The organism is Aerococcus sp. UMB7834 (assembly GCF_030215145.1).
Lineage (GTDB): Bacteria > Bacillota > Bacilli > Lactobacillales > Aerococcaceae > Aerococcus.
Genome location: NZ_JASOLI010000004.1, coordinates 14,768 through 39,595, shown reverse-complemented (window position 1 = coordinate 39,595; position 24,828 = coordinate 14,768). Strand labels below are relative to the sequence as shown.

General features: G+C 46.4%; 27 protein-coding genes and 1 pseudogene. 13 read left to right on the top strand and 15 right to left on the bottom strand.

All coding sequences use genetic code 11. The features are described from left to right. Positions 1 to 71 precede the first annotated feature (71 nt). A complete protein-coding gene (locus tag QP339_RS03985) occupies positions 72 to 767 on the bottom strand; it encodes a zinc metallopeptidase (protein ID WP_070618665.1) in 696 nt (231 codons plus the stop codon). Positions 768 to 830: 63 nt separating this feature from the next. Beyond that, positions 831 to 1,760 (bottom strand): alpha/beta hydrolase family protein, encoded by a 930-nt coding sequence (locus QP339_RS03980; RefSeq protein WP_284910520.1) that lies wholly within the window; start codon positions 1,758 to 1,760, stop codon positions 831 to 833. A gap of 195 nt (positions 1,761 to 1,955) precedes the next feature. On the opposite strand from QP339_RS03980, the gene QP339_RS03975 reads away from it, so the two are divergent. From QP339_RS03975 to gcvPB, 6 genes are all read left to right on the top strand, one after another. Continuing rightward, complete coding sequence (locus QP339_RS03975; RefSeq protein WP_070618671.1) at positions 1,956 to 2,573, top strand: YkyA family protein; 618 nt, start codon at positions 1,956 to 1,958, stop codon at positions 2,571 to 2,573. Further along, a complete protein-coding gene (locus tag QP339_RS03970) occupies positions 2,563 to 3,855 on the top strand; it encodes a putative glycoside hydrolase (protein WP_284910519.1) in 1,293 nt (430 codons plus the stop codon). Before QP339_RS03975 ends, QP339_RS03970 begins: the two co-directional genes overlap by 11 nt. A 248-nt stretch (positions 3,856 to 4,103) precedes the next feature. Next, entirely contained in the window at positions 4,104 to 5,216 is a 1,113-nt protein-coding gene (gene gcvT / locus QP339_RS03965; RefSeq protein ID WP_284910518.1) for a glycine cleavage system aminomethyltransferase GcvT, read from the top strand. Positions 5,217 to 5,309: 93 nt separating this feature from the next. Continuing rightward, a complete protein-coding gene (gene gcvH / locus QP339_RS03960; protein WP_284910517.1) occupies positions 5,310 to 5,675 on the top strand; it encodes a glycine cleavage system protein GcvH in 366 nt (121 codons plus the stop codon). 87 nt (positions 5,676 to 5,762) lie between these two features. Further along, on the top strand, positions 5,763 to 7,127 hold the full coding sequence (gene gcvPA / locus QP339_RS03955) for an aminomethyl-transferring glycine dehydrogenase subunit GcvPA (RefSeq protein ID WP_083294366.1): 1,365 nt from the start codon (positions 5,763 to 5,765) through the stop codon (positions 7,125 to 7,127). After that, positions 7,127 to 8,617 (top strand): aminomethyl-transferring glycine dehydrogenase subunit GcvPB, encoded by a 1,491-nt coding sequence (gene gcvPB / locus QP339_RS03950; protein WP_284910516.1) that lies wholly within the window; start codon positions 7,127 to 7,129, stop codon positions 8,615 to 8,617. The genes gcvPA and gcvPB overlap by 1 nt, the downstream gene beginning before the upstream one ends. 69 nt (positions 8,618 to 8,686) lie before the next feature. Here gcvPB and QP339_RS03945 read toward each other — a convergent pair whose 3' ends face one another. The 7 genes from QP339_RS03945 to QP339_RS03915 form a co-directional block, all read right to left on the bottom strand. Further along, complete coding sequence (locus QP339_RS03945) at positions 8,687 to 9,283, bottom strand: DUF4230 domain-containing protein (protein WP_284910515.1); 597 nt, start codon at positions 9,281 to 9,283, stop codon at positions 8,687 to 8,689. A gap of 102 nt (positions 9,284 to 9,385) precedes the next feature. Further along, on the bottom strand, positions 9,386 to 10,477 hold the full coding sequence (locus tag QP339_RS03940) for a metal ABC transporter permease (RefSeq protein WP_284910514.1): 1,092 nt from the start codon (positions 10,475 to 10,477) through the stop codon (positions 9,386 to 9,388). Further along, complete coding sequence (locus QP339_RS03935) at positions 10,477 to 11,355, bottom strand: metal ABC transporter permease (RefSeq protein ID WP_284910513.1); 879 nt, start codon at positions 11,353 to 11,355, stop codon at positions 10,477 to 10,479. The genes QP339_RS03940 and QP339_RS03935 overlap by 1 nt, the downstream gene beginning before the upstream one ends. After that, positions 11,348 to 12,088, bottom strand: a complete 741-nt coding sequence (locus tag QP339_RS03930) for a metal ABC transporter ATP-binding protein (RefSeq protein WP_284910512.1) — start codon at positions 12,086 to 12,088, stop codon at positions 11,348 to 11,350. Before QP339_RS03930 ends, QP339_RS03935 begins: the two co-directional genes overlap by 8 nt. Positions 12,089 to 12,176: 88 nt before the next feature. After that, the gene (locus QP339_RS03925) at positions 12,177 to 13,115 is read right to left on the bottom strand and encodes a metal ABC transporter solute-binding protein, Zn/Mn family (RefSeq protein ID WP_284910511.1); all 939 of its coding nucleotides are present in this window, start codon (positions 13,113 to 13,115) and stop codon (positions 12,177 to 12,179) included. A 177-nt stretch (positions 13,116 to 13,292) separates the two neighbouring features. After that, complete coding sequence (locus QP339_RS03920) at positions 13,293 to 13,790, bottom strand: GNAT family N-acetyltransferase (protein WP_284910510.1); 498 nt, start codon at positions 13,788 to 13,790, stop codon at positions 13,293 to 13,295. Between the two features lie 3 nt (positions 13,791 to 13,793). Then, positions 13,794 to 13,961: a hypothetical protein gene (locus QP339_RS03915; RefSeq protein WP_284910509.1), complete on the bottom strand. Its 168-nt coding sequence runs from the start codon at positions 13,959 to 13,961 to the stop codon at positions 13,794 to 13,796. Between the two features lie 146 nt (positions 13,962 to 14,107). Between QP339_RS03915 and QP339_RS03910 the strand changes: the two genes are divergently transcribed. The 3 genes and pseudogenes from QP339_RS03910 (at position 14,108) to QP339_RS03900 (ending at position 15,466) form a co-directional block, all read left to right on the top strand. Continuing rightward, positions 14,108 to 14,233 (top strand): FAD/NAD(P)-binding oxidoreductase, encoded by a 126-nt coding sequence (locus QP339_RS03910; protein WP_070618698.1) that lies wholly within the window; start codon positions 14,108 to 14,110, stop codon positions 14,231 to 14,233. A 42-nt stretch (positions 14,234 to 14,275) separates the two neighbouring features. Next, a pseudogene (locus tag QP339_RS03905) lies at positions 14,276 to 15,004 on the top strand (NAD(P)/FAD-dependent oxidoreductase); the annotation flags it as partial. Between the two features lie 33 nt (positions 15,005 to 15,037). Next, a complete protein-coding gene (locus QP339_RS03900) occupies positions 15,038 to 15,466 on the top strand; it encodes an oxidoreductase dimerization domain-containing protein (protein ID WP_350225023.1) in 429 nt (142 codons plus the stop codon). A 115-nt stretch (positions 15,467 to 15,581) separates the two neighbouring features. Here the strand turns inward: QP339_RS03900 and QP339_RS03895 are convergent, their stop codons facing one another. Both QP339_RS03895 and galE read right to left on the bottom strand, forming a co-directional pair. Beyond that, positions 15,582 to 15,950 carry a hypothetical protein gene (locus tag QP339_RS03895; protein WP_284910508.1) on the bottom strand — a complete coding sequence of 123 codons (369 nt, stop codon included), beginning with the start codon at positions 15,948 to 15,950 and terminating at the stop codon, positions 15,582 to 15,584. Between the two features lie 33 nt (positions 15,951 to 15,983). After that, a complete protein-coding gene (gene galE / locus QP339_RS03890; protein ID WP_284910507.1) occupies positions 15,984 to 17,000 on the bottom strand; it encodes a UDP-glucose 4-epimerase GalE in 1,017 nt (338 codons plus the stop codon). 294 nt (positions 17,001 to 17,294) lie between these two features. Here galE and QP339_RS03885 point away from each other — a divergent pair, with 294 nt between their 5' ends. Next, a complete protein-coding gene (locus QP339_RS03885; protein ID WP_284910506.1) occupies positions 17,295 to 17,978 on the top strand; it encodes an RluA family pseudouridine synthase in 684 nt (227 codons plus the stop codon). Positions 17,979 to 18,228: 250 nt separating this feature from the next. Here the strand turns inward: QP339_RS03885 and gdhA are convergent, their stop codons facing one another. Together gdhA and QP339_RS03875 are read right to left on the bottom strand one after the other, a co-directional pair. Next, on the bottom strand, positions 18,229 to 19,578 hold the full coding sequence (gdhA, locus tag QP339_RS03880) for an NADP-specific glutamate dehydrogenase (RefSeq protein ID WP_284910505.1): 1,350 nt from the start codon (positions 19,576 to 19,578) through the stop codon (positions 18,229 to 18,231). Positions 19,579 to 19,786: 208 nt separating this feature from the next. Then, a complete protein-coding gene (locus QP339_RS03875; RefSeq protein ID WP_284910504.1) occupies positions 19,787 to 20,395 on the bottom strand; it encodes a nitroreductase family protein in 609 nt (202 codons plus the stop codon). Between the two features lie 349 nt (positions 20,396 to 20,744). Here QP339_RS03875 and QP339_RS03870 point away from each other — a divergent pair, with 349 nt between their 5' ends. Together QP339_RS03870 and QP339_RS03865 are read left to right on the top strand one after the other, a co-directional pair. Then, entirely contained in the window at positions 20,745 to 21,254 is a 510-nt protein-coding gene (locus tag QP339_RS03870; protein ID WP_070618712.1) for a hypothetical protein, read from the top strand. A gap of 225 nt (positions 21,255 to 21,479) precedes the next feature. Continuing rightward, positions 21,480 to 22,010 carry a QueT transporter family protein gene (locus QP339_RS03865; protein WP_284910503.1) on the top strand — a complete coding sequence of 177 codons (531 nt, stop codon included), beginning with the start codon at positions 21,480 to 21,482 and terminating at the stop codon, positions 22,008 to 22,010. Positions 22,011 to 22,159: 149 nt separating this feature from the next. On the opposite strand, the gene QP339_RS03860 is transcribed toward QP339_RS03865, so the two are convergent. Together QP339_RS03860 and QP339_RS03855 are read right to left on the bottom strand one after the other, a co-directional pair. Beyond that, positions 22,160 to 23,116, bottom strand: coding sequence for a nucleoside hydrolase (locus tag QP339_RS03860; protein WP_284910502.1), 957 nt, complete (start codon positions 23,114 to 23,116; stop codon positions 22,160 to 22,162). Positions 23,117 to 23,125: 9 nt separating this feature from the next. Beyond that, the gene (locus QP339_RS03855) at positions 23,126 to 24,067 is read right to left on the bottom strand and encodes a CPBP family intramembrane glutamic endopeptidase (protein ID WP_284910501.1); all 942 of its coding nucleotides are present in this window, start codon (positions 24,065 to 24,067) and stop codon (positions 23,126 to 23,128) included. 113 nt (positions 24,068 to 24,180) lie between these two features. Between QP339_RS03855 and nth the strand changes: the two genes are divergently transcribed. Beyond that, entirely contained in the window at positions 24,181 to 24,819 is a 639-nt protein-coding gene (gene nth, locus QP339_RS03850; RefSeq protein ID WP_070618723.1) for an endonuclease III, read from the top strand. Positions 24,820 to 24,828 lie beyond the last annotated feature (9 nt).

The window sequence follows — 24,828 nt, the reverse complement described above, 5'->3', positions numbered from 1 at the left end:
TTTAACTTACTATAGCAAATTCACCCCCTGATGGCTTCCGTCTTAAGGCTTATTTCTAAGAGTAAACATACCTAATTGTCGCGGTTGCCTCCAAATAAGAGAACCACCCGTAAGAGGGAGAGGGCACTGGCCAGGGTCGCAGCCACATAGGTATAAGCTGCGGCACGAAGGGTCTTCTTCACATAAGGTAACTCAGCTGACGACAGAATCTGTCCCTCCTCTAAGATAGTCAAGGCCCGGTTAGAGGCATTGAACTCAACGGGTAGGGTCACCAGGTGGAAGACCAGGGTCAAAGCAAAGAGCGCTATCCCTAATTTAATCAAAAAGCCATTCATCCCAAATAGGACACCTAACATCAGGATGGGAAAGGAAGCGCTCGAACCAAAATTAACCACTGGGACTAAGCGCTCCCTAAAACGCATGAAGCCATAATCCTTGGCGTCCTGGACAGCATGGCCACATTCATGGGCGGCAACCCCGATAGCCGTCACCGAGCTTTGGTTATAGACCGGTTCTGACAGGCGAAGCACCTTGCCTCTCGGATCATAGTGGTCCGTCAGCTCTCCAGCCACCCCTTCGACTTGGACATCCTGGATCCCTGACTCTTGGAGAATATACTCAGCAACTTCACGTCCTGTAAAGCCCCGTTCATTTTGATACTTACTGTACTTACGAAAAGTTCGATTCACATTAGCGCTGGCTAAAGCAGCAATCCCCATCCCAATCAGGACAAGAATAATCGTTCGGTCAAAAAATGGAAAAATCATCCGCAATCACTCCTTCATCAATCTCTCTACTAGTATAACGAATTTTGAGCCATATAACGACTCTTACAAACTCTCTTCTAGCAATTCCATGACTTCCTCCTGTTCAGGCATGGGATAAAGATAGAAATCGGCCGCCATCAAGTCAAAACGGTAGAACTGACTTGGCACAGCTTTAGCCCGTAAACGCTGGTAGGTCTTCAGACTGCTAGCTTGCTCACTATCCGCTGTACCGACAATAAAACGCGTTGGCGCGACTTGGCTGAAATCGGTCTGGTCAAGGAGACGACTCGCTGCTTGTGTATCGAAGAGGGATTTGATCACCTGGTCCTCTAGACTTTCTTCTGGACTCTCACTGGGGGCCGCTAGCCAAGGCGATAAGAGAACCTGGCGCTCCAATGGCTCTTTAAAGCGTGGAGCCAGAGCTAGCGCGAAAAGGGCTCCTGAATCGCTAGCAAGAAAGTTGAAAGAGGGCAAGTCTTCGCTCACTAAGATGTCCTGGATGAGAGCCGTCAAGCGGTCTACCTCTTCGTCCAATGCGCATAGTGTCAAAGGCTGGATGATCGGAATATAGCAGGGCACCTGCAAGCGATCAACCAGCTGCTTTAAGAAATACCACTCCCGATCAGAAACAGCCTGGACCCGCTTTCCACCGTGCCAATAGATAAGAGCAGGGCCCTTTTGCCTAGCTGGACTAATCATTTCATAATAAGCCCCAGCCGAAGTCTGCTTCAGATCCATATTATAACGCGCCGCTTGGTCTGAACATAGCAGGCCATCCCCTAAGTCCTTAGCCTCTCGGATGAGCTCTTCTTTAATTTGGTCGCCATCCTGCCAATAATCTTTAAGCTGGGCAAGCTTATGGCCATCATGCAGCATTTTACTACGTACACTCCGCCCTTGACTCAGGGCATGGTAGGCATAACCGAGGCCCGCCAAAGCTGCCGCATAGGCCAGACGCCACAAACGTTTTTGATTGGCTGACTGTTTTCCCATAATTTTAACTCCTTTGCATATTTTGACTTAATTATAAGGATCTTTTCTAGCCGCTTCTACCGTCCTAAGACGGATTTTTGACTATCGGACAGGAGAAAGCTAGCAGAATACACTTTTCACTTTTAAATGACTGGAATTTCTTATATACTTAATAACTGATATGCATTTTTATAAAATTTTAATGAGGTGAAGATTTTGAAGAAACGATTGAAATGGGTGCTAGCAGCTTCTAGCCTCCTATTATTAGGAGCCTGTTCTAACAGCCCAGAAGCAAGCGTTGAAAAACTATACGATTCAGCAGGTGAAATGACTAGCTCGCTTAACCATCTCCAAGTAGGCGAAGACAAGTTGCAAGAAGCCTTCGACCATGATATTGCAGCTGATGAAAGTCTAAAAACGCTAAGCCAGCGTGGAAGTGAGACCCAGCAAAACCTAGCCTACCGGGAGAAAAACTATGAGCAATTGAAAGCAGCCTTTGATGACTTTAGTCAAAGCATGCAGGCTCTAGAAGAAGGCAAGAATTCATCTGATGAGGCGGCCTATGCCCATACCGATGTGGCCGAACCTGCCCAGACTGTCATTGATAACCTATCCGCCTATCTCGATAGCTACCGCCAGATGCTCGATAAGGAGACAGACTATTACCAGTCGCTAAAATCTGAAGACGCCAACTTTGAGACCTTCCAGGGCGGAATGAAGGAAATTAATCAATTCCACAGCCAGGCCCAAGACAAGCTAAAGGCTAGCGAAGATGCCTTAGAAGCCCTCAACCAATTAAGCGAGCAAAGAAAGGAGGCCGACAATGGCAAATAGAGGCCCACAAAATAAGAAAAAACAAGTTAGAAAAAGCAAAACCACCACCTGGAAGATCATCACAGCTGGTCTTTTAGGACTGGTTGTCGTCGCCCTCTTAGGGATCTTTTTCTTCCGTAATGTCTTCTCCTCTGCTGGCAACACCGACTATCAGAAGGCAGAGGTCAGCACAACTGATCTAGAAATTTATGACCAAAAGCTGATTGGTCGTCCTGCTACCCTCCCCTCCCGTTTCTATGTGGATAGTGGCGTCGACATTGCCTATCCTAAAGAAGGAGTTAAAGGGATCTACCTGTCAGCAACTGGCATGGGGACGCCCCAGCTCCTCCAAGACAATATTAACTTAATCGACAATAGCGGTTTAAATTCCGTCGTTATTGATGTCAAATCAGACTGGGGCTCAATCACAACCCCTCTGGAATCCGATAATCCTTTGATTGGTAAATTCCTTGACCAAACCTTCGATGTCAAAGAAATGATGAAAATTTTTGAAGAGAAGCAAATCTATCCAATTGCTCGGATCACCACCTTCAAGGACACCTTTGCAGCTGAAGAACACCCTGAATGGAGTTTCAAACGATCTAACGGTGAGATTTGGAAGGACGCCAGCGGGCAAACCTTCCTGAACCCATACAATAAAGAGACCTGGGACTACATTGTGGATGTCGCTCAGGCCGCAGCCAAAGCTGGTTTCAAGGACATCCAATTTGACTATGTTCGCTTCCCTGAAGGCTTTGAAACATTCGGCACCTCATTAGAATACGATATGGGGGACTATGCGGAATATGGCAAGGACAGTATCGAAGCCCGGCAAAAGGCCATCACAGACTTCCTAGCCTATGCCCACGATGCCCTCCAACCTTATGGCGTCAATGTATCAGCTGATATCTTTGGCTATGTAACAACCACTGGGAGTGCTCCAGGTATCGGTCAAAACTACCACGATATTGCCGAACAGGTCGATGCGATCTCGGCTATGATTTATCCAAGCCACTGGAACAACGGTGACTTCGGTCTAGCTGCTCCTGACTTAGAACCTTATAAGGTCGTTGACATCTATACCCAAGCAGAATTGGACCAATTGGAAGCCGTCCAAGATAAACCAATTGTCCGTCCATGGCTCCAAGCCTTTACCGCTTCCTATCTAGGTTCAGGCAATTATAAAGAATACGACGCCCAAGCCTACCAAGACCAAATCGACGCCCTTGCCGAACACGGGGTCAATGAATACCTTTTCTGGAATGCAGCTAACGAATATAATCCTAATGTCGATTATAAATAGGCAGCTACAGATCGAAACAATGAAAATGCTCCAGTCAAACTTCTTTTCCAAGAATGACTGGAGCATTTTCATTTCTTTTTTTCAAATAAATTTGAAAGGGAAAAGCTTATAGCCTCAGCCTTTTCTCACATTTGCTATTAATTACTTTCTCATCTCTCAGGACAAAAAGCTTTGAAAGCGTTTTATTTTATGATAGTATTAGCTTGTAACTATTAATTGGTTAATAAATTTAAGGAGGGAAACGTATAGTGAGCGTTAATTTAGAAGGACTTAAACATAGTCCACTCTTCGATTATTATGTGGAAAAAGGGTTAAACCTCACCGATTTTGGGGGCTGGGCTTTGCCTATCCAATTTACCTCCCAAATCGATGAACACCACGCCGTACGGAATAAGGTTGGCTTATTTGAAACCTCACACATGGGAGAAATCATCGTCAAGGGGGAAGAAGCAGAAAACTTCCTCAATTCCCTGATCACCAATGATATCAGCAAGTGTGCGGTAAACCAAGCCCAATATACAGCTGTGGTTAAGGAAGATGGAGGCACCCTAGATGACCTCATTAACTACCGTAAGGCTGAAGATGAATTCATGGTCACCCCTAACGGTGCCAATAAGGAAAAAATCTTAGCTTGGTTAAATGAACACAATGACGGTCAAGTTGAAATCACTGATATTTCAGATCAAGTTGGTTTAATTCCAATCCAAGGTCCAAAAGCCCAAGATGTTTTAGCAAAATTAACCGATGCCGATCTTGACAGCATCAAAGCTTTCCACTTCTTAGATGATCAAACAGTCGCTGGTATTGACCATGTCATGATTTCACGGACAGGTTATACAGGGGAAGACGGTTTTGAACTTTACCTCAAATGGGAAGACACAGCTGACCTCTGGAAGGCCTTACTTGAAGCCGGTGAAGAATATGGTATTCAAGAATGCGGCCTCGGTGCCCGGGATACTCTTCGCTTAGAAGGCGGCATGTGCTTGTATGGCCAAGACCTAACAGAAGATATCAACCCTCTTGAAGGCGGTATTGGCTTCGCCGTTAAAGTAGATAAAGATGTTCCCTTCATCGGCCAAGACTATCTAAAAGCCCAAAAAGAAGGCGAACAAAAACGTCAATCACGCGGCTTTGAATTAACAGGTAAAGGGATCGCCCGTGAAGGATATACTGTCTACAACAAAGATGGCGACGAAATTGGCTTTGTTACTTCAGGTACCAAGTCACCTACTTTCGGCAAGGCTATCGGCTATATGATTGTCGACAAGGGAGCAACTGAATTTGGAGACGAAGTCCTTATCCAAGTGCGTAAGAAACAAGTCCCTGCTCTTGTCTGCAAGAAAGACTGGTTACGTCGCTAATTAAAGCGTTTTATTGAGTTCATTAAAAATTTATTATACAATGTAAGTGTCACTTAATCAGTGATAAATATTTTATAGAAAGAGGCAAGGAAAATGGCTAAATTTTATACTGAAGAACACGAATGGATCGAAGTTGACGGCAAAAAAGTTCGTATCGGCTTGACTGACTATGCGGTTGAACAATTAGGAGAAATTGTTTACGTTGAACTTCCTGATGTAGACGACGAAGTTGAAGCAGAAGAAGACTTCTCATCCGTGGAATCTGTTAAATCAACTTCTGAAGTTTATTCTCCAGTAGATGGTAAGATTGCCGAAGTGAATGAACGCTTAGATGATGAGCCTGAATTCATGAATGAATCACCAGCAGATGCATGGATTGCTGTTATTGAAGCTGAAGATGAAGTAGATACTTCTGACTTCATGGATGAAGCAGCTTACAAAGAGTTCACTGCTGAATAAGCCCTTCTAAAAAAGTAACGGGTTCAGCCCCACTGAACCCGTTTTCTTTAAAAAAGCTATAATCTATAAACAAAGGATGTGAATCTAGTGTCAGATTACAAACACCGCTACTTACCGGTTACCGAAGAGGACCGGAAAGAAATGCTTGAAACCATCGGTGCCAAAAGCGTTGATGAGCTTTTTGAAGATATTCCAGCCTCCGTTAGAGATTCGGTCAAGGAAGCCTTTAAGCAATTGCCAGAAGCGCTCACCGAAAGCGAATTAAAAAAACACGCTGTTGAAATCGCAGCTAAGAACGTAAACGCCGATGACTACGCCTACTTCCTTGGCGCAGGAGTTTATGATCACTTTATTCCTGCTGTTGTCAATTCTATCACACAGCGTCAAGAATTTCTAACTGCTTATACACCTTATCAACCGGAAGCCAGCCAAGGGGAACTCCAAGCCCTCTTTGAATACCAAACCATGTTGGCTGAGCTGACAGGCATGTATGTTACTAACGACTCCACTTATGATGGTTTTGTTTCTCTAGGCGAAGCTTGTAACCTTGCAACGAAACAATCCAAACGTAACAAAGTCTTGCTTTCAATGGGAGTCCACCCACAAGGTCGTGAGGTCCTTCACACCTATGGCTACGGTATGGATTATGAGGTCGAAGACATCCCACTTAAGGGTGATGTCACAGACTTCGATAAGTTAAAAGAAGCCTTCTCAGCTGATGAGGTAGGTGCTATTGTTGTCCAATATCCAAACTTCCTCGGCTCAATCGAAGACCTCAAAGCAATTAAAGACCTGATGGAAGGCTCTAAGGCCCTCTTGGTTGTTTCAGCTAACCCATTAGCCCTAGCTGTCCTCGAAAGCCCTGGTGCCCTAGGAGCAGATATTGTAGTCGGCGATACCCAACCATTCGGCATTCCAATGTCCTTTGGTGGCCCACATGCCGGTTACATTGCAACCACTAAGAAGTATATGCGTAAGTTACCTAGCCGTATCATTGGGCAAACCCTTGATGCCAATGGTCAACGTGGTTATGCCATGACCATGCAGACACGCGAGCAACATATCCGCCGTGAAAAAGCTACTTCTAATATGTCTTCTAACCAAGGTCTTATGGCCCTCACTTCAGCTGTCTTCATGTCTGCTGTGGGTAAGGAAGGCATTATCGAAATGGCCAAACGTAATATCAACAAGGCACACTATCTGGCCAAGTCACTCAAAGCAGAAGGTTTTAACGTCTTAAATGAAAGCGCATTCTTTAATGAGTTCATTGTTGATTTAAAACAACCCGTTGCAGAAGTCAACAAAGCCCTCCTAGACAAAGGTTTTGTTGGGGGCTATGACGTTTCTGATGTTTACGGCCAAGATAATACCGTCCTTCTATGCGCTACTGAAAAGAGAACAAAAGAAGAGATCGATGCTTTTGTTGAAGCTCTCGTGGAGGTGACGAAATAATGACTGCATCTACTGAATATAACCAAACAATCTTTGAAATTTCTCGTCCAGGACGTCGGGCCATCAGCCTCCCTAAAAATGACGTTGAGGACTATGATTTAAGCCAAGATATTCCTGACCATCTCGTCCGTAAAGAAGCAGCACGCTTACCTGAAGTTTCAGAACTCCAATTATTACGGCACTACACCCTACTTTCTAACCGTAACTTTGGTTTGGAAACTGGTTTCTATCCTCTAGGCTCTTGTACCATGAAATACAATCCCAAAATTAATGAAGTTCTTGCCGCCTTACCAGGTTTCGCACAAGTCCACCCACTCCAGCCAAGCGAAACAGCCCAAGGTTCTCTTGAAGTCCTTTATCAACTCCAAGAAATGATCAAGCTCATCACTGGTATGGATGAAGTGACCATGCAACCTTGTGCTGGTGCCCACGGCGAATGGGCTGGGATGTTAACCATCAAGGCCTATCATGACCATAATGGCGAACTGGAACAGCGCCGTAATATCTTAATCCCTGACTCTGCCCACGGGACCAACCCTGCTACAGCTGCGATTGGTGGCTTCAATGTGATTGAAATTAAATCAAATCCTGAAGGGACTATTGACGTCGATGCTGTGCGAGCTGCAGTAGGACCAGATACCGCTGGGATGATGATTACCAACCCAAGTACAGCTGGTTTATTTGAACACGATATTCTTGAAATCGCAGAAATTATCCATGAAGCTGGCGGCTTACTCTACTATGATGGTGCCAACTCTAACGCCATCTTAGGCCATACCCGTCCAGGAGATATGGACTTCGACATCGTCCACTTAAACCTCCACAAGACCTTCTCAGGTCCACACGGTGGCGGTGGCCCAGGTTCTGGCCCAATCGGGGTTAAGAAAGAATTGGCCCCCTTCTTGCCCGTTCCTCGGATCGAAAAAGAAGGCGACCAGTATGTGCTTAACAGTAACTATCCAGATTCCTATGGCCGCTTGAAAGCTTACTTCGGTAACTTTGGCGTTAACTTGAAGGCATGGGCATATATCTTAACTTATGGTGGCGAAGGCTTAACCCAAGTTTCAGAGGATGCGGTGCTTAACGCTAACTACCTCAAGGCCCGTCTGGAAGACTACTATTATGTTCCCTTCAAACAGCACTGTAAGCACGAATTTGTTATTGACTGTACGCCTCAGAAGAAATTGGGCGCCAATGCGAAAGATGTTGCCAAACGTCTCTTAGACCACAACATCCACGCTCCAACGACTTACTTCCCATTAATCGTTCATGAATGCTTAATGATCGAACCAACCGAAACCGAACACAAGGAATCACTCGATCACTTCTGCGACGTCATGATTAAGATTGCTAAGGAAGTTGAAGAAAACGCTGAAATTGTAAATACCGCCCCACACAATACCCCTGTTGCCCGCTTAGACGAAGCGCTCGCAGCTCGGAAGATTGTTGTGACTTACGATTTCGACCAATTAGAAACAGAAGACAAATAGAGTGATGAGCAAATCATCATAAAAAGGAGCTTGGCTTAGGCCAGGCTCCTTTTATTTTGATTTTTCATTTTAAAAGCGGACTTCTACTTGGTAATTTTCATGAATTTCAGGATCCATATTGAGCAAATCTTCAACAGCCTGTTGGGCTTGCTTTTCTGCTTCCTCAAGTAAGCCTTTATCTACAGCCTTTTTCTCGGCTGTTTTCTTTTGTTCATTGGAAAACTTGCTGTAGTCTTCGACCTTAACTTGGTTGAAAATGCTAGCTTCCTCGTCAAAGACCTTGACCGAATCCGAGTCAATTTCATGGGACAGGATTTTAGCCTTGGGCAGTTTGACCTGGATTTTATCCCCATTGATCGAAATATCCGCTTCCGTTAAGTCAACCCCAGCGTGGATAATTCCATCATAAGAAACAATAAATTTCTTATTGGTGAAAGGAAGTTTGAGGCCGTAAAATTCACGATCATTCTCATAGGCACCGGTATTGGTATAGAAATACTTACTTGTCGTTAGTTCTTTAGCTTCCTCTAAGCGGTTGCCGACAAGTTCAGACGTAATGTCTTCATCCCCGGCTACACCATAGTGCTGGCCTAGGCCAAAAGCTAGCCCTAGCAAGATAAGCACCGCAAGGATAGAAGCTCCTATCGATTTTTTGCTTAAGCGCATATGCCACCTCTTTTGCTTGATAATCTTGCATTCATTCTATCACTCTTTTAAGAGCTGGCCCAAGCAAAAAATCCTCATTCCAGTAAAAATCAGCCCCAGGACCTAGCTAATCCCGTATTTTCTTTCTAAGTCAGCCAGATAGTCCCGTCCTTGGTCTTTTAGACGATACTTACCGCCCGCTTCTGCAGTGATATAACCGGCTTGGACCAGGTAATCCACTTGTTCAGTCGGCAAGGCGGGATTAATGGACTGGGAGCTCTTAACCCCCTGTAAGAGGATGGCCCGCTTGATTTCCTTTCGTTGGCTATAAGCTAGGACCAAGGAAGTGATCAAGCCCTTTCGATTCAGTAAGAAGGTCAAGAGGAAGGTTAAGCCGGCAACAGTCGCCGTCATCCCAGACATGGAGACATTGAAGTAGAGCGATAGGACATAGCCTAAGACAGCGTTCATAATCCCATAACCTGCTGATAGGGCCAGCATCACCTTGAGATCCTTAGCAATCAGATAGGCCGAAGCACCAGGTGCAATCAGGAAGGAAACCACCAGAATAGCCCCTACCGCGTCAAAGGCCACAACCGTTGTCAAGGAGCACAAGGCCATGAGGCTATAAGACAAGATACCCGCTGAAAAACCTGCAATATGGGCAAATTGCTTGTCGAAAGTCGTGATTTTTAACTCCTTGAAGAAGATGACAATAAAGGCCAGGTTGAGGACGATAAGAATGCCCATTTCGAACAAGGCTTTGGGCATTTCGAAATTAAAAACAGAAATAGTATTAAGAGGGGCTAGGATCACCTCACCCATCAAGACCATGTCAGTATCCAGGTGGACATTGCCCGCATAACGAGTGATCAAAATAACAGCGAGTGCGAAGAAGAAAGGATAGATGATCCCTACCGCATCGTCCCCCTTGATGTAGGGTGACTGGGCCAAGAGCTCCGTTAGCCAGACCATGAGGAGGCCGAAGCTAGCTGCTCCTACAATTAAGAGCGGTGACCGGAGATCTCCGGTAATAAAGAAGGCCAAGACAATCCCTAAGAGAACCGAGTGGGAAATGGCATCTGAGACCATGGATAACTGTCTTAGAACAAGGAAAGCGCCAATCAAGGCACAGGCCACTGCTGTGATAATTAGAACCCAGAGACTGGCCTGGTTAGCCAACAATAGGGAGATAAAGTTTTCAAGACTGGACATTAATATTTACTCCTTTCAATGGCTTGACGCAACATTCCCTTCCGGCCAAAGACCATCGAGAACATGGAAAATAAGGTCATGACCACAATGATGGTTGGACCGGTTGACAATCCGTTGTAGAGGGTTGAAAAATAGGTCCCCACCACAGCCGACAAGCCCCCAAAGAAGCCCGCTAAGAGGAGGACAACATGGAAGCGGTCAGACCACATGGTGGCGGTAATGGTCGGAATAATTAAGAGAGAGGCAATTAAGATCGTCCCCACTAACTTGAGCCCTACCCCAATGATCGACATAGTCATCACCATAATCACCCCATACATAAGCGAAGTCCAGTAGCCGATAGTCTTAGCATAGACCTCATCAAAAATAAAGACTTTGATTTCCTTATAAAAGAGGGCAAAAAGTAGGAGAGACAAAATGGCAATCACCAAGATCAATTTGATATCGTCTTCCATGATATAGGCGGCCTGGCCGAAGATATAATTCTTCAAGCCCGCCTGGGAAGCCGAGGCATACTCGGGATGACCTTGGATATAACTCTTTAAGACCATGCCCAGGCCAAAGAAGGAAGACAAGGTGACGGCCAGGGCGGCATCCAGACGCAATTTGGACTGGCGGTTGACCAATTGGATTAAAACAAAGGCTAAAATCCCCGTCCCCATCGCCCCTAAGAGAAGGATTAGAGGGTCGCGCACCATAAAGATCATAAAGGCGAGGACAATACCCGGATAGGCAGCGTGGCCAATGGCGTCCCCAATGAGGGATTGGCCCTTGAGTACTGAGATGGAGCCGACAACACCAGCGGCACTAGCTAACAGGAAGGTTCCCGTCGCAATCAGCAAGAAAGAATAAGAGCTTATAATTTCCCAATTAAGCATGGTAAACACCTGCCACTTCCCTGGCCAACATGTCTGCCTTGACTAAGTTCTCCGCCGTAAAGCTGCTGTCAACTGGGCCTTGGGCAATCACTTTCTTGTTTAAAATAACCAGCTGGTCAAAGTAGTCGCGGATAGTGTTCAAATCATGATGGACAACAATACTGGTCTTGCCTTGGCTCTGAGCATCCCGGAGGAAATCAATGATAATTTTTTCCGTCCGTTTGTCGACACCAGCAAGCGGTTCATCCATAAAGTAAATATCCGCATCCTGGGCAATGGCCCGGGCAATGAAGACCCGCTGGCGCTGGCCGCCCGATAACTGGGAGATCTGCCGTTTCTTATAGTCTGATAATCCTATCATAGCCAGAGCTTGGTCAGCTTTTTTGCGGTCCGCTTGGCTTGGCCGTTTTAACCAGCCCAGGTGGACATAGCGCCCCATCAGGACTACATCCTCAACAGTTGTTGGAAAGTCCCAGTTAACGGAAGAGGTCTGCGGGATATAGGCGATTTTTTTGTGGACGTCCTTAAAGTCCTGGCCCATAATCTTCACCTGGCCTGACAAGGTTTTCTCTAGGTCCAGAATGCCTTTAATCAAAGTCGACTTCCCGGCCCCGTTCGGCCCAATGATGGCTGTAATTGAATTTTCTATAATATCTAGGTTGACATCCCATAGCACCGGTTTCTCATGGTAGGCCATGGTTAGGTGGTTAACACTTATAATTGCTTGACTCATTCAAATTCCTCCTCATATATCCTTGGATAAAAAGGCTGGAGTTTTAGGAGAAGCTTCAAAATCCTCCTATTTCCAGCCCTTAGTGGTTTTATTTTAGGTTGTTAGTAATTAAGTCGACATTATGGCGGTACATATCGATGAAGTTATCGCCGGTCTGACCGACTGGTGCCAATGAGTCTGAGAAGAGCTCTTGACCTTCGCCGCTGACTACTTTCACGTCAAAGCCCTTCGCCTTGCAGGCTTCCTGTAGCTTCTTCATCCGGGCAGGGTCTGTCGTTGATTCCGAGAAGATGGCTTTAATCTTATGGTCTACAATGAAGTTCACTGTATCTTCGATATCCTTATTGGCCACTTCAGTATCAGTTGACACACCTTGTGGCGCTTTCACTGGAATGTTGTAGCGGCGGGAGAAGTAGTTAAAGGCATCATGCGGTGTAATTAAATAGCGTTGCGATTCTGGAATTCCCGCAATTTTTTCCTTGTTTTCCTGGTCTAAGTCATCCAATTGTTTGAGATAAGCTGCGGTATTTTTTTCGATGGCTTCCTTATGTTCAGGTAGGGCCTCAATCAGATAGGCAGAACATTTCTCTGTTGCTTGCTTGTAGAGGTCAATATCGAACCAGAAGTGTGGGTCAACAATGGTTTCGCCATCCTGGTCCATATTCCCCAAGGCCTTCTCATCGAAGTCAGCAGTTACCGCTTTACCACGTTGCTCTAAGACATCCACCATCTTCCCTTCAAAGTGCAAACCGTGGTAGATCAAGAGTTCCGCCCCTTTGAGCTTCTCTAAGTCTTGCGGTTTAGCTTCATACAAGTGTGGGTCTTCCCCAGCAGGAATAATCATATCGCTCGAAACATAATCTCCAGCTAATTGTTGAACCATATCATTTAAGAAAGATGTGGTGACGACAACATTCAACTTACCGCCCTCAGCCTGGCTCTTTTGCTGGTCTGAGCCCTTAGAGCAAGCGCTTAAGACAAAGACACCGACCACGAGGAGCCCCAGTGTTTTTAACCATTTAGACAAAATAAAGTCCCCCTTTTTATATTTTTAGGTTAATCTAAAATAAAGTTTACAGGAACATTATAATGTAATTGAGATTAATTATCAAGCTCTTTTTGCGGATAAATACATGAAAATAGATTCAACCGATCAGACAAAAAAACAGGCCCGCTATTGAGCCTGTTTCACTGAACTCTGAGCTTAGAGTTCCTTATATAAATATGCTGTATCTAACCACTCTTGGAACTTGTAGCCTACCTTGGGTAAGAGGCCTACTTGTTTGAAGCCCTGGCGTTCGTGGAAGGCGATGCTTCGATTATTAGAAGCTGTGATCACAGCTACAAGACTGACGACATCTTGGGCTTTAAGGGCTGCTTCAAGCGCCTGGAATAAACGGTAACCGACGCCCTTGACGGGAACTTGCCGGTCCGCATAGATACTCAGTTCGACACTGTGCTTGAAGGCCTCACGCTCCCCTAACTGGTGAGCATAGGCATAGCCCCAAATCTCCCCCTCATACTCAGCTACCAAATAAGGATAGCCTGCTGCCTGGATATCTGCTAGGCGCTGGGCCATCTCTTCTGCATCTGGAGCTTGGTATTCAAAGCTGATCGTCGTTTCTTCAACATAGGGCCGGTAGATAGCAGCTAAACGGTCACCATCTTCTTGGCAAGCCGAACGAATCAAGATTTCTGCCATAGTCTAGGTATCCTTATCAACATTCAAGGCCTTAAGCAAGGCTTGGAAGTCTTCTTCACTCGTCACTGCCTGGTACTTAGTGTCTGCACAAACGCCACACTCTAAACCGTCCTGTTTATCAGGTTCTTCGATTGGCATTTCTTCATACTTCTTGTCTTGATCAGTTGACATCTAACCATCTCCTTTTCTACTTATATTTTACCAAGAAAATCACAAGCTGACAAAGTTCTTTAGCAGTTCCTTTATTTGACATTCTCAATCTCTCTGCTTATAATTGTAATCGTTATAAATTAAAAATTGAATTGGAGGATTTATTAATGAAATATGTAGTAGTGGGAACTTCCCATTTTGGCTATGAAGCTGTTCAAACACTCTTAAAACAAAAACCAGAAGCAGAAATCCACCTCTATGAACGTGGCGATTCTGCCTCATTTATGGGTTGAGGGAGCCAATCTTATGTAGAGGGGACCTCTCATTCATTAGATGAATTACACTTTGCCAACGAAGAATCTTATCGTGCCCAGGGGATTCATATTCACTGCAACAGTGATGTTGTCGCCATCCAAAGCGATAAGAAGACAATTACGGTTCAGGATACAGAAGGCGAGCACAGTGTTTCATATGACAAACTCTTGCTCAGTCCCGGCGGCTATGCCGTGAAACCTCCAATCGAAGGGATTGACCTCGAGAATATCAATACCTTCCGTGGCCCAGAAGATACAGCCGCTGTCAAAGAACAAATGGAAGGCTGCCAATCAGCTGTTATCATCGGTGGGGGCTATATTGGTATTGAAGTGGCTGAAGCTTATGCCCAAGCAGGAATTCCAGTCACCGTGATCGATATGCAAGACCGTCTCTTAGCAACATCTCTCGACAAAGAATTTACTGATGTACTCGAAGCTGCTTCCAAGCATCATGGCCTCGACTTCCGTCCCGCCGAAACGGTTAAAGCCTTTGAAGGCGAAGACGGTAAGGTCAAAGCCGTTGTCACTGACCAAGCGACCTATCCTGCCGATACAGTCATCCTAGCAGCAGGCGTGAAGGCAGATGACCAGTGGCTGCGAGGCACTTTAGAAATGGACGAACGGGGCTTCATTGTCACCAATGAATACCTTGAGACCTCTGCTCCTGATGTCTATGCGGGCGGAGATTCAACTTGCGTCCCCTTTGCGCCAACCCACGAACAAGTCAATATTTCCTTAGCAACCATTGCTAGACGCCAAGGGATCGTTGCCGCTCTAAATGCCATGGGCCAAAAGGTTAAAATGCCTGAACTCACAGGGACTTCAGCCCTCTCTCTCTTTGGTTATAATTTCGTGTCTACCGGTCTCAAGGCCGCTAGCGCTGACCAATACCAAGGACAAGTGGCTTCTCGCTATGTTGAAGAACCCCTGTATCCTGACTTCATGCGCAAAGAAGGCAAAGTTGCTATGAAGATTTACTACGATGCCGATGACCACCGCATTCTCGGCGGACAATTAATGTCTAAAGAAGACATCACCGATGGCATCACAGGTCTATCAATAGCTATTGCTTCGGGATGGACTCTCGAAGACTTAGCTCTCGCTGACATCCACTTTATGCCACGCTTTGACCGCCCATGGCACTATCTCAATGTCCTCGCTATGGCTGCCTTAGACTACAAGATCGGTGGCGCTGATAAGCTCCTATTCTAAGAGCATATGACAAAAGTCAGCCAAATAAAATCGGACCTTCTGCTGAAGGCCAAGCCAAAAAGGCTGCCCCTACCAAGATTGGTTAAGGGGCAGCCTTTTTATCTATATGTCAAGCTTAAGGTCGACCGAATTTTCTTTCATAGTCTGCTTCTAATTGATCTAAATTAGGCTTATCAATTTGATCGATCGTCGGCGGCAGCTCAGGAGGGATGGCGGCTTCTTCTTGCTGATCCACCTGGTCTGGGTCTAGCTCTTTGAGGTCGAACTCAGGCGTCAAGGATGAGGAATCGATGATAGGCGTCGCTGAATAAGTTACGCGGGGCTTAATGGCATCCGCCGTCTTGGTCAGGCCCAAGGGATTGTCGGGATCCGCGCTCAAGTCAGGCGTTGTCCCTTGGAAGAAAAAATAAAGACCAAGTAAGGCAAGCAGGGACCCGCCTAGATAAAGAAGAGACTTCTTTTTAGGGGAATGTTCTTCTGCCATCAACCAACCTACTTTCTAGCGCAAACTTCCGCTTTAATCTTGGCCAAAACCTTGGGGATTCTTTTCTTGCCAGCGCCAAGAGTCCCGGCACATATCTGCTAAGTCCTTCTCTGCCACCCAATCAAAGAGCTCTTTGGCATAGCTCGCATCAGCGTAACAAGTCGCCACATCCCCAGGGCGGCGGTCATCAATCGTATAAGGAATGTCGACTTGGTTGACCTCTTTGAAGGTATGGATTAAATCCAGCACAGAATAGCCCTGTCCCCGACCTAGGTTGACGGTCTCCAAGCCAGTATGGCCCAGGGCATAGGCAACGGCTGCGACGTGTCCTTTAGCCAGGTCCACCACATGGATATAGTCGCGAACGCCTGTCCCATCTGGGGTATTGTAGTCATCACCGAAAACATGGAGCTGGTCTAACTTGCCAATGGCCACTTGGGTGATATAAGGCATGATATTATTAGGCACCCCCTGAGGATCTTCCCCAATCATGCCTGATTCATGGGCACCAATAGGATTGAAGTAACGCAAACGGAGGATCGACCACTCGGCATCAGACGTATAGAGGTCACTCAAGATTTGCTCATTCATAACCTTGGTATAGCCGTAGGGATTGGTAGCAGAAACAGGCAGGTCCTCTGTTAGAGGCGAAGGATTAGTCATCCCATAAACAGTGGCGCTAGAAGAGAAGACAATTCGCTTCACATCGTGTTGGCGCATCACTTGAAGTACTGACAGCAGACCACCCAGGTTATTCTCATAATATTCTAGTGGTTTAGCTACAGACTCCCCAACTGCCTTAAAGGCTGCAAAATGGATCACTGCCTCAATCTCATGCTGGTCAAAGACCTGACCCAAAGCTTCCTGGTCTAAGACATTAATGCAATAAAAACTTGGGCGCTGACCAGCTAAAGCCTCAATCCGGTCCAAGACAGTTGGCTTGGAATTGGAATAGTCATCAACGATTACGACCTCATAACCCGCTTGGATTAATTCAATACTGGTGTGAGACCCAATGTAGCCTGTCCCACCTGTCACTAAGATTGCCATCTTATTCGTCACTCCTTAACGCTTATTCTTACTAGTAAGTATAACACATGACGAGAGTGTGACAAAAGTCGGTTAGGCCTAAACCAGCTAACGCATACTATATCTGTAACTCGCTGCGCGTCAAACAGCTATAGTTCGTGAACTAAATATCAAGACTGACTTTTGGGACAGATTTTTGCAAAAATATTTTGTTATTAAAAAAAAGGACCTGACTTTTCCCAAAAGACCTGACCTTAGCTTTTTACAGGAAGCTAATGATACAATGGAGGTAAATTCCAAGAAAGGAGAACGCGTGTGCAAGCCAAAATTTACTACGAAGACAACCACCTTCTCATTGTAGAGAAGCCGGCCAATATGCCCGTCCAAGCGGATAACAGCCAAGATCTCGACTTACTGACCTTCTACAAACAATTTATCAAAGAAAGAGATGAGAAACCAGGCAATGTCTACCTGGGCTTAGTCCATCGCTTGGACCGACCGGTAGCAGGACTGATTATCTTCGCTAAAACTTCCAAAGCGGCCAGCCGACTATCGGACGCTCTCAGACGTCGGGCTATCGACCGCTCTTACCTCGCTGTCGTTCACGGCCATCCCAGGAAAGATTCCGGGCAATTGACCGATTACTTGTGGAAGGATAAGAGAAAAAACCAATCCTATGTCGTCTCCCCCCAACACAAACAAGCTAAGAAAGCCCAACTCAACTACCAGGTCCTCGACCAGAGCCAAGACTTCAGCCTAGTGCGCATCCAACTACAGACAGGACGATCCCACCAGATCCGCGTTCAGATGCAGCATCTGGGCCATCCCCTCTACGGTGACCAAAAATACGGGGCGGCTGTCAACCAAGTCGGCCAACAGATCGCACTCTGGGCCTACCAAGTCCAATTCATCCATCCCGTCAAAAAAGAGCCCCTCAGCATCCAAGCCCTGCCGCCTGCAAGCGGGATTTGGACAGAATTTGACCTCAGCAATATTTAAAGAGGCTGGGACAAAAGTTCCAACCTCTTTTTAAAAAACGAACCTTTTTCAAAAATCTGTTCCAAAAGTCAGTCCTGACATCCACTTCACGAACTATGTCCAATCGTTTGCAAACGATTGGACATAGTTCGCTCCAGTGGTTCAGGCCTGAACGACTTTTGTCACACTCTCTTACAATTAAGGCAAGAACAGAAAAGGCCTCCCCATCCAAGCGATAGGGAGGCCTTTTAGCATTATGATAATTTTATTTTTAGTAGACGCCTTCTTGCAACATGGCGGAAGCGACTTTCTTGAACCCAGCGATGTTAGCCCCAGCAATCAAGTCATAGCCTAAGCCTGCTTCTTCAGCAGCACTTGCAGCCGCATGGTGGATATTTTCCATAATACGGTGTAATTCCGCATCCACTTCTTCAGCCTTCCAAGCACGTTTAGCACTATTTTGAGCCATTTCAAGACCAGATACAGCTACCCCACCTGCATTAACTGCCTTAGATGGTGCAATAATAGTATCGGTATTTTCTTTGAGATAGTCAATGGCTGCCTTGGTAGATGGCATATTAGCCACTTCAATCAGATATTTCACATTGTTTTCAGCTAATTGCTTAGCTTCTTCTAGGTCAATATCATTTTGGGTGGCACATGGCATGGCGATGTCAGCTTTTACGCCCCATGGTTTTTCACCAGCGTAGAATGGAACACCGAACTTGTCCGCATAGTCTTGGACACGGTCATTGCCACTGTTACGCATTTCAAGCATGAAGTCTAATTTTTCTTGGGTATTGATCCCATCTTCGTCGTAGATGTAGCCATCAGGGCCAGATAGGGTCACAACCTTACCGCCGAGTTCAGCAACCTTGGTACAGGTCCCCCAAGCCACATTACCGAAACCAGAAACCAAGAAGGTCTTGCCTTCAATGCTTTCCCCTTCGTGCTTGAAGATCTCGTTAGCGAAGTAAACGGCACCATAGCCTGTTGCTTCAGGACGGATCAAGCTGCCCCCATACTCTAAACCTTTGCCAGTCAAGACACCATTTTCGAAGGCACCAACGATACGTTTGTATTGACCAAACAGGTAACCTACTTCACGGCCGCCGACACCGATATCGCCTGCTGGAACGTCAGTATCTGGACCAATATGGCGGTAGAGTTCGGTCATAAAGGCTTGGCAGAAACGCATGATTTCATTATCTGACTTGCCGCGTGGATCGAAGTCAGAGCCACCCTTGCCCCCACCTAAAGATAGAGTTGTTAAGGAGTTCTTGAAAGTTTGTTCAAAGCCTAAAAACTTCACAACGGATAAGTTCACAGATGGATGGAAACGTAAGCCACCCTTGTAAGGCCCAATCGCACTGTTGAATTGGACACGGTAACCCCGGTTAACTTGGACCTTGCCTTCGTCGTCTACCCAAGACACACGGAATTCAATGACACGGTCTGGTTCCACCATACGTTCAAGGATACCATTCGCTTCATATTCAGGATGGGCTTCAATCACAGGCTCGATTGTTGATAGTAATTCTTCCACAGCCTGAATAAATTCTGGTTCGTGGCTATTTTTTTCTTCTGTCTCTTTGAGTACACGATCAATGTATTCTGACATAACATTCCACTCCATTCATGTTTATGATTTTCAATTGAGTAATTAGTTCGCCCTATCTTCTGAACGAATATTCTCTACTTTTTATTATAACAGTTTCTCATTGACTTGTCATAATTGTACATAAGTTTTCAGCCAAGACACGATACTTCTTAACTATGATATCTATAAGCAATAAAAAAACTGGGTAGATTTTACCCAGCTTTGTATACTAGTTAAAAGCAAGCACCCGTGCATCGATTGGATAGAAGTCCTTGTCGCCAGGAGCTGCTTCAATAGAACCGAATGGCATTTGGCTTCTTAGCTTCCAAGTTTCTGGTAGGTCCCAAGTTTGACGAACGTCTTCATCAATAAGTGGATTGTAGTGTTGGAGAGAAGCCCCAATCCCTTGTTCAGCTAAGGCAGTCCACACATTCATGGTTGCCGCCCCATTGGCTTGTTCAGACCAAGGTTGGAAGTTTTCCGCATAGAGTGCAAATTTTTCTTCATACTCACGCACAATTTCTTGATCTTCAAAGAATAAGATCGTTCCATAGCCAGCTTGGAAAGAGGCAATCTTTTGGCGGGTATTTTCCACATCTTCTTCCGTTGCATTAGGGTTAGCGTCCTTGACATGGTCCCAGACAATTTCCCATAATTTATCATGGGAGCCTTCAAATAAAACGACCGCGCGAGTTGTTTGGTTATTGAAGGCAGAAGGGCTATGTTGGATGATATCTTTGACGAGGGCTGTAATTTCCTCGTTCGAAGCCTCAACATTCTTACCTAGACCATAAATTGAGCGGCGTTTTTGAATTAAATCATTAAATGTAGATTGCATACAAACGTCCTCCTTAAATTCTTAATACTATTTTTTCTTAATTCCATCTTAAATTGTTCGCTTACCATTGTAAAGCAATAAGGCTCAGCTATTATATCAATCACATTCCACCCAAGCGAAAGCCCATCAGCACAGACACAAGGCTAAATCAAGATAAATCGTAGGCCTGGCTTAAAAACAAGAAAAATTTGTGTTATAATCAAGTTAATTAGATAAGTTAGCGTTTTCACTTAGCCCTGAGGACCCTTATCTAATATTATTAATGGTAGTAACAGAACCCTAGCAAGCTTAGACCCCACTACCTAGTCGAAGCCTGTGTCGATTGATCATTTTGAGGAGGACTTAGAATATGAATAAATTTATTGAACGTAATGTTGAAAGCGGTTTATTCAACGAAACTGTTGGTAATTACTTAGAAGAAGCCATTCAAAATAAAGAATCCGTAATTATTGCTGGTCACCGGTCAACTGGTAGCCGTCCACTCTTTGCGGCCATTTCAGGTGCTGCTAAGTCCGAGCACTCTGCGGTTCAAGTTAAGGATGAATCTGCTTTTGAAAAAGAAGCGGACTACTACTTAATCCCTGGTAACCCTAAAGTTGACTTAGAAGAATTAATTTACAAAGCTATCGAAACACCTGGCGCAGCCTTTGTTTCTCTAAAAGACCCTGAACAACCTGTTTCTTTACAAAAATTATTAAAACGCTTCACCAAAGAACATGGAACTTCAGATAAGGTCTTCCACGAAATCGCCCTTAAGAAGAACGGAACCGGTGGCGACGCTGTACCTTATACCGATAAAGTAACTAAATTCTACTTCAATGAAAAAGGCAAAGTTAAGCGCGAACAGCTTGACTTCTAATCCTTCTAAAGACTACAACAGTTCAGCTAGGCCGATCGCCTAGCTTTTTCTTTTGCCTACTTTCAACTTTTCAATATTGTATTTTTCACTAAGGTCCGCTAGAATAGGACTGTTAGCTTTGAGGAAAGCTGGCACTACGATTCTTCAGTAGATTAAGCTACTCTTTGTCCTTTGGTCGTAGTTATCACTAGGGCGGTCCGCCGCCACTATAAAGGAGACGATATCATGCAAAAATATACACACGGGGCTTCCTCGGCCCGCACTTTAGACCTGACCAAGGCTGCCATCATTGCAGCCCTCTATGTGGCCATGTCCCTCTTACTGGCACCCTTAACCTTTGGGCCAATTGGGATCCGCCTGTCGGAAGGGCTCAACTTCTTGGGCCTCTACAACAAGCGCTATATCTATGCCATCACGGTGGGGGTCTTCATTGTCAACTACTTTAGTTACGGGATTTGGGATATGATTGTGGGCAGTATCTCCACCTTCATCTTTCTCTGGATCGGACGCTGGCTGGGTGAGCAGGTAGTTAAACACATCAATTTCAAGATTGACCCGATGATCATTAAGTACATCGTCTTGACCATTGTTTTCTCCCTGTCCATGTTCACCATCACTTTCTTGGTGGTCTTCCTAGGTTATGACGGTCCAATTTGGCCCCTCTACCTTAACATGGCAGGAACCGAGGCCTTGGCAATGATTGTGGGCGGCTTTATCATCTACCCCATCAGCAAGCGGATTAACTTCTATGATTAATCAAGCCTATTAACAATTTTTGTATGAAGGAGCATCCCTTCCGCTGTTGGTGGTTCACCAAGCTGTCAAAATAATCCTTATGCTTAAACAAAAATTCGCACGTCAACAAGTCTGTAGAAGCTTGTTGGCGTGCGTTTTTCATTTGTGAGTTAGAGCCAGCCCTTGTCTAGGGCGCGCTGGATGTCTTGGCTGTGGTCGGGGAAGACCAGCTTTAAAAAGAGCTCGAAGAAGGCTCTAGCGTCAACCGCTTGGCCAACTTGGACCTTGCCGTCTGGCCGGGGCTGGACAACAGACTGGGCATCACGCTCACCACTGGTCACAATCTCGATGTCGGCGGGGATAAAGTTACAAATTCCTTCCACCATATCGAGCGGAACCAGGGGATCATTGATGACACAGCCCAGTGTCCGCTCAGCCTGCCAGTGGAAGTCCACATAGAAACGGGTGATGGCATAGATTAAGCGTCCCAGGTCTGTATCGAATTGGCGGATCAATTCCCGGCAGTTGGGGGTCATGAGGATCTGATAGGTCACATCGAGAGGATAAAGATAGGTCTTTGGCAGGTCACTGGCAAAGACCCGACGAGCTGCCTCGGGATCGCACCAGAAATTGTACTCCGCATAGGGGGAACAGTTACCTTGGACCTGGTAGGCCCCGCCCATAATGCGCAAGGACTTGGCTTGAGCTAAGAGACCAGGCTGAGCCTCTTCCACTTGGGCTAGATTAGTCAAGGGACCCAGGGCTAGGATGTCGACTTCGCCTGGATACTTGGTCAAGGCTTCCTGGATAAAGTCAAGGGCGGACTGGTCCTGGACTCGTTTTTCCTTGGCCCAGACGGCTTCCCCTAGGCCATCTTCACCATGGGTATCCCGGGCATCACGGTAGGGGCGGACGAGCGGGTGGTGTGCGCCCTCGTAGATGGGGACCTGGTCCAAGCCTAGGAAGTCAGAGAGATAGCTGGCATTCCGGGCGCCTTGGTCTGCATCAACATTGCCCGATACCGTCGTAATGCCTAAGATCTCAAGCTCTGGGCTGAGGGCCGTATAGATCAGGGCCAGACTATCATCAATACCGTGATCAAGGTCTAGAATAACTTTTCTTGTCATAGTAACCTCCTAAAGGGGCTGTAAACTTGCAATCATTTGCCAGAGGGCTAGGCCCGTATAGAGTAGGAAGGGCCAGTATACCAGGGCCTGGCGGTAGGTGGCAGGTGTCGTCCGATAAGTCTTCAGATAAGCCTTAATGGCCTCCCGGTTCCGGTAGAGGACCCAGGCGCCGGCTAGGAAGAAGACGAAGGAAATCAGATTGTTAACCCCATCTTGGACAGCTGGAGAGAAGGGGGACAAGAGCTGGAAGAGGATATCTCCAAAGACAAAATTATTAATAATATGGAGGACCACTGCCCAAAAGAGCCCGTAAGTCAGACTCACATAGCCGAGCACCAGGCCAATCAGGAAGGCGAAGGGCGACTGAATAATATTCAGGTGCATCAGTCCAAAGAAAAAGGCGGAGATCGTAATCGCAAAGAGCTGGCCATGCTTGGTTAGGTAAGGCAGGATGGTGCCGCGGAAGGCTATTTCTTCTAAGATGGGGCCTACGAAGCTGGCGTAGAGGAACATAGACCAGCTTGGACTTCCTGCCGATGCCATCTCCACCTCAGGCAGGATGGTATAGCCCAGGGCATTGGCTATGATCTCGCCCACATTCGCTAGGCCGGTAAAAAGGAGCTGGCCCATCATAAAGACAGCCAGCAATTGGCCAAAACGCTTGCCTGTCATCTGAGGCGCCTCAGCTCGCCGCCAAACAATGGGCCGCTTGCGGTGGAGATAGGTCAAAAGCAAGAAACTCAGGGCACAGGCGATAAGATAGGGCCAGCCCGTCCCCATGATGTCGCTAGTCGCCTGGTCAACGCTGAAATCACCCTGGATACCGGCTTTAACCAGCAGGTAAGCGACCATATAAACTAAGATACCGATAAACATCATGGCAGAATAAGCAAAGGCGACGCCGATACTTCGGACCATGTCTTCTCTGACACTAGGTTGTTTTTCGTTCAAATCTTTTCCTCCTTGGTCCCCCAGTCGAGGGATTTCCGTGCTTTAGCGGTGAACTTTAGCTATAATTTTAGCATAGAAGTTTTTTTGAAGATATAGCTAAGGAGGAAATCACCATGCTATCTGACCAGTGTGCCCGCCAAGTCATCGAGGCCATTATGGCACTCTACCCCCATACCCAATCTGCCCTCAACTTCGAGAACCCCTACCAGCTCCTCATCGCCGCCATGTTGAGCGCCCAGACGACCGATGCCAAGGTGAACGAGCTGACCCCTGCCCTCTTCGCTGCCTTCCCCGAGCCCAAAGACCTGGCCCAGGCCAGCCAGGAGGAAGTTATCCCCTATATCAAGCCCCTGGGCCTCTACAATAACCGGTCCAAGTACATGATTAAATGCGCCCAAAAACTCCTCGAAGACTTCGACGGCCAGGTCCCCCAGAGCCAAAAAGAATTGGAGACCCTGCCCGGGATCGGCCGTAAGTGCGCCAATGTCGTCCTCTCCAACGCCTACCAAGTGCCTGCCTTCGCCGTAGATACCCATGTCATCCGGATCTGCAAGCGCCATGAAATCGTTGCCCCCTCAGCCTCTACCCTGGAGATCGAAGAGCGGGTGACCCAGCTCCTCCCGGAAGAAGATTGGCTCCATGCCCACCAAGCCATGGGTGCCATGGGCCGGGAAATCTGTACCCCTAAGCATCCCACATGCCATGACATCCCCGAACTCTGGCCCTGCCCGGACCAAACGCCCAACCACTAGAAAGGAAAG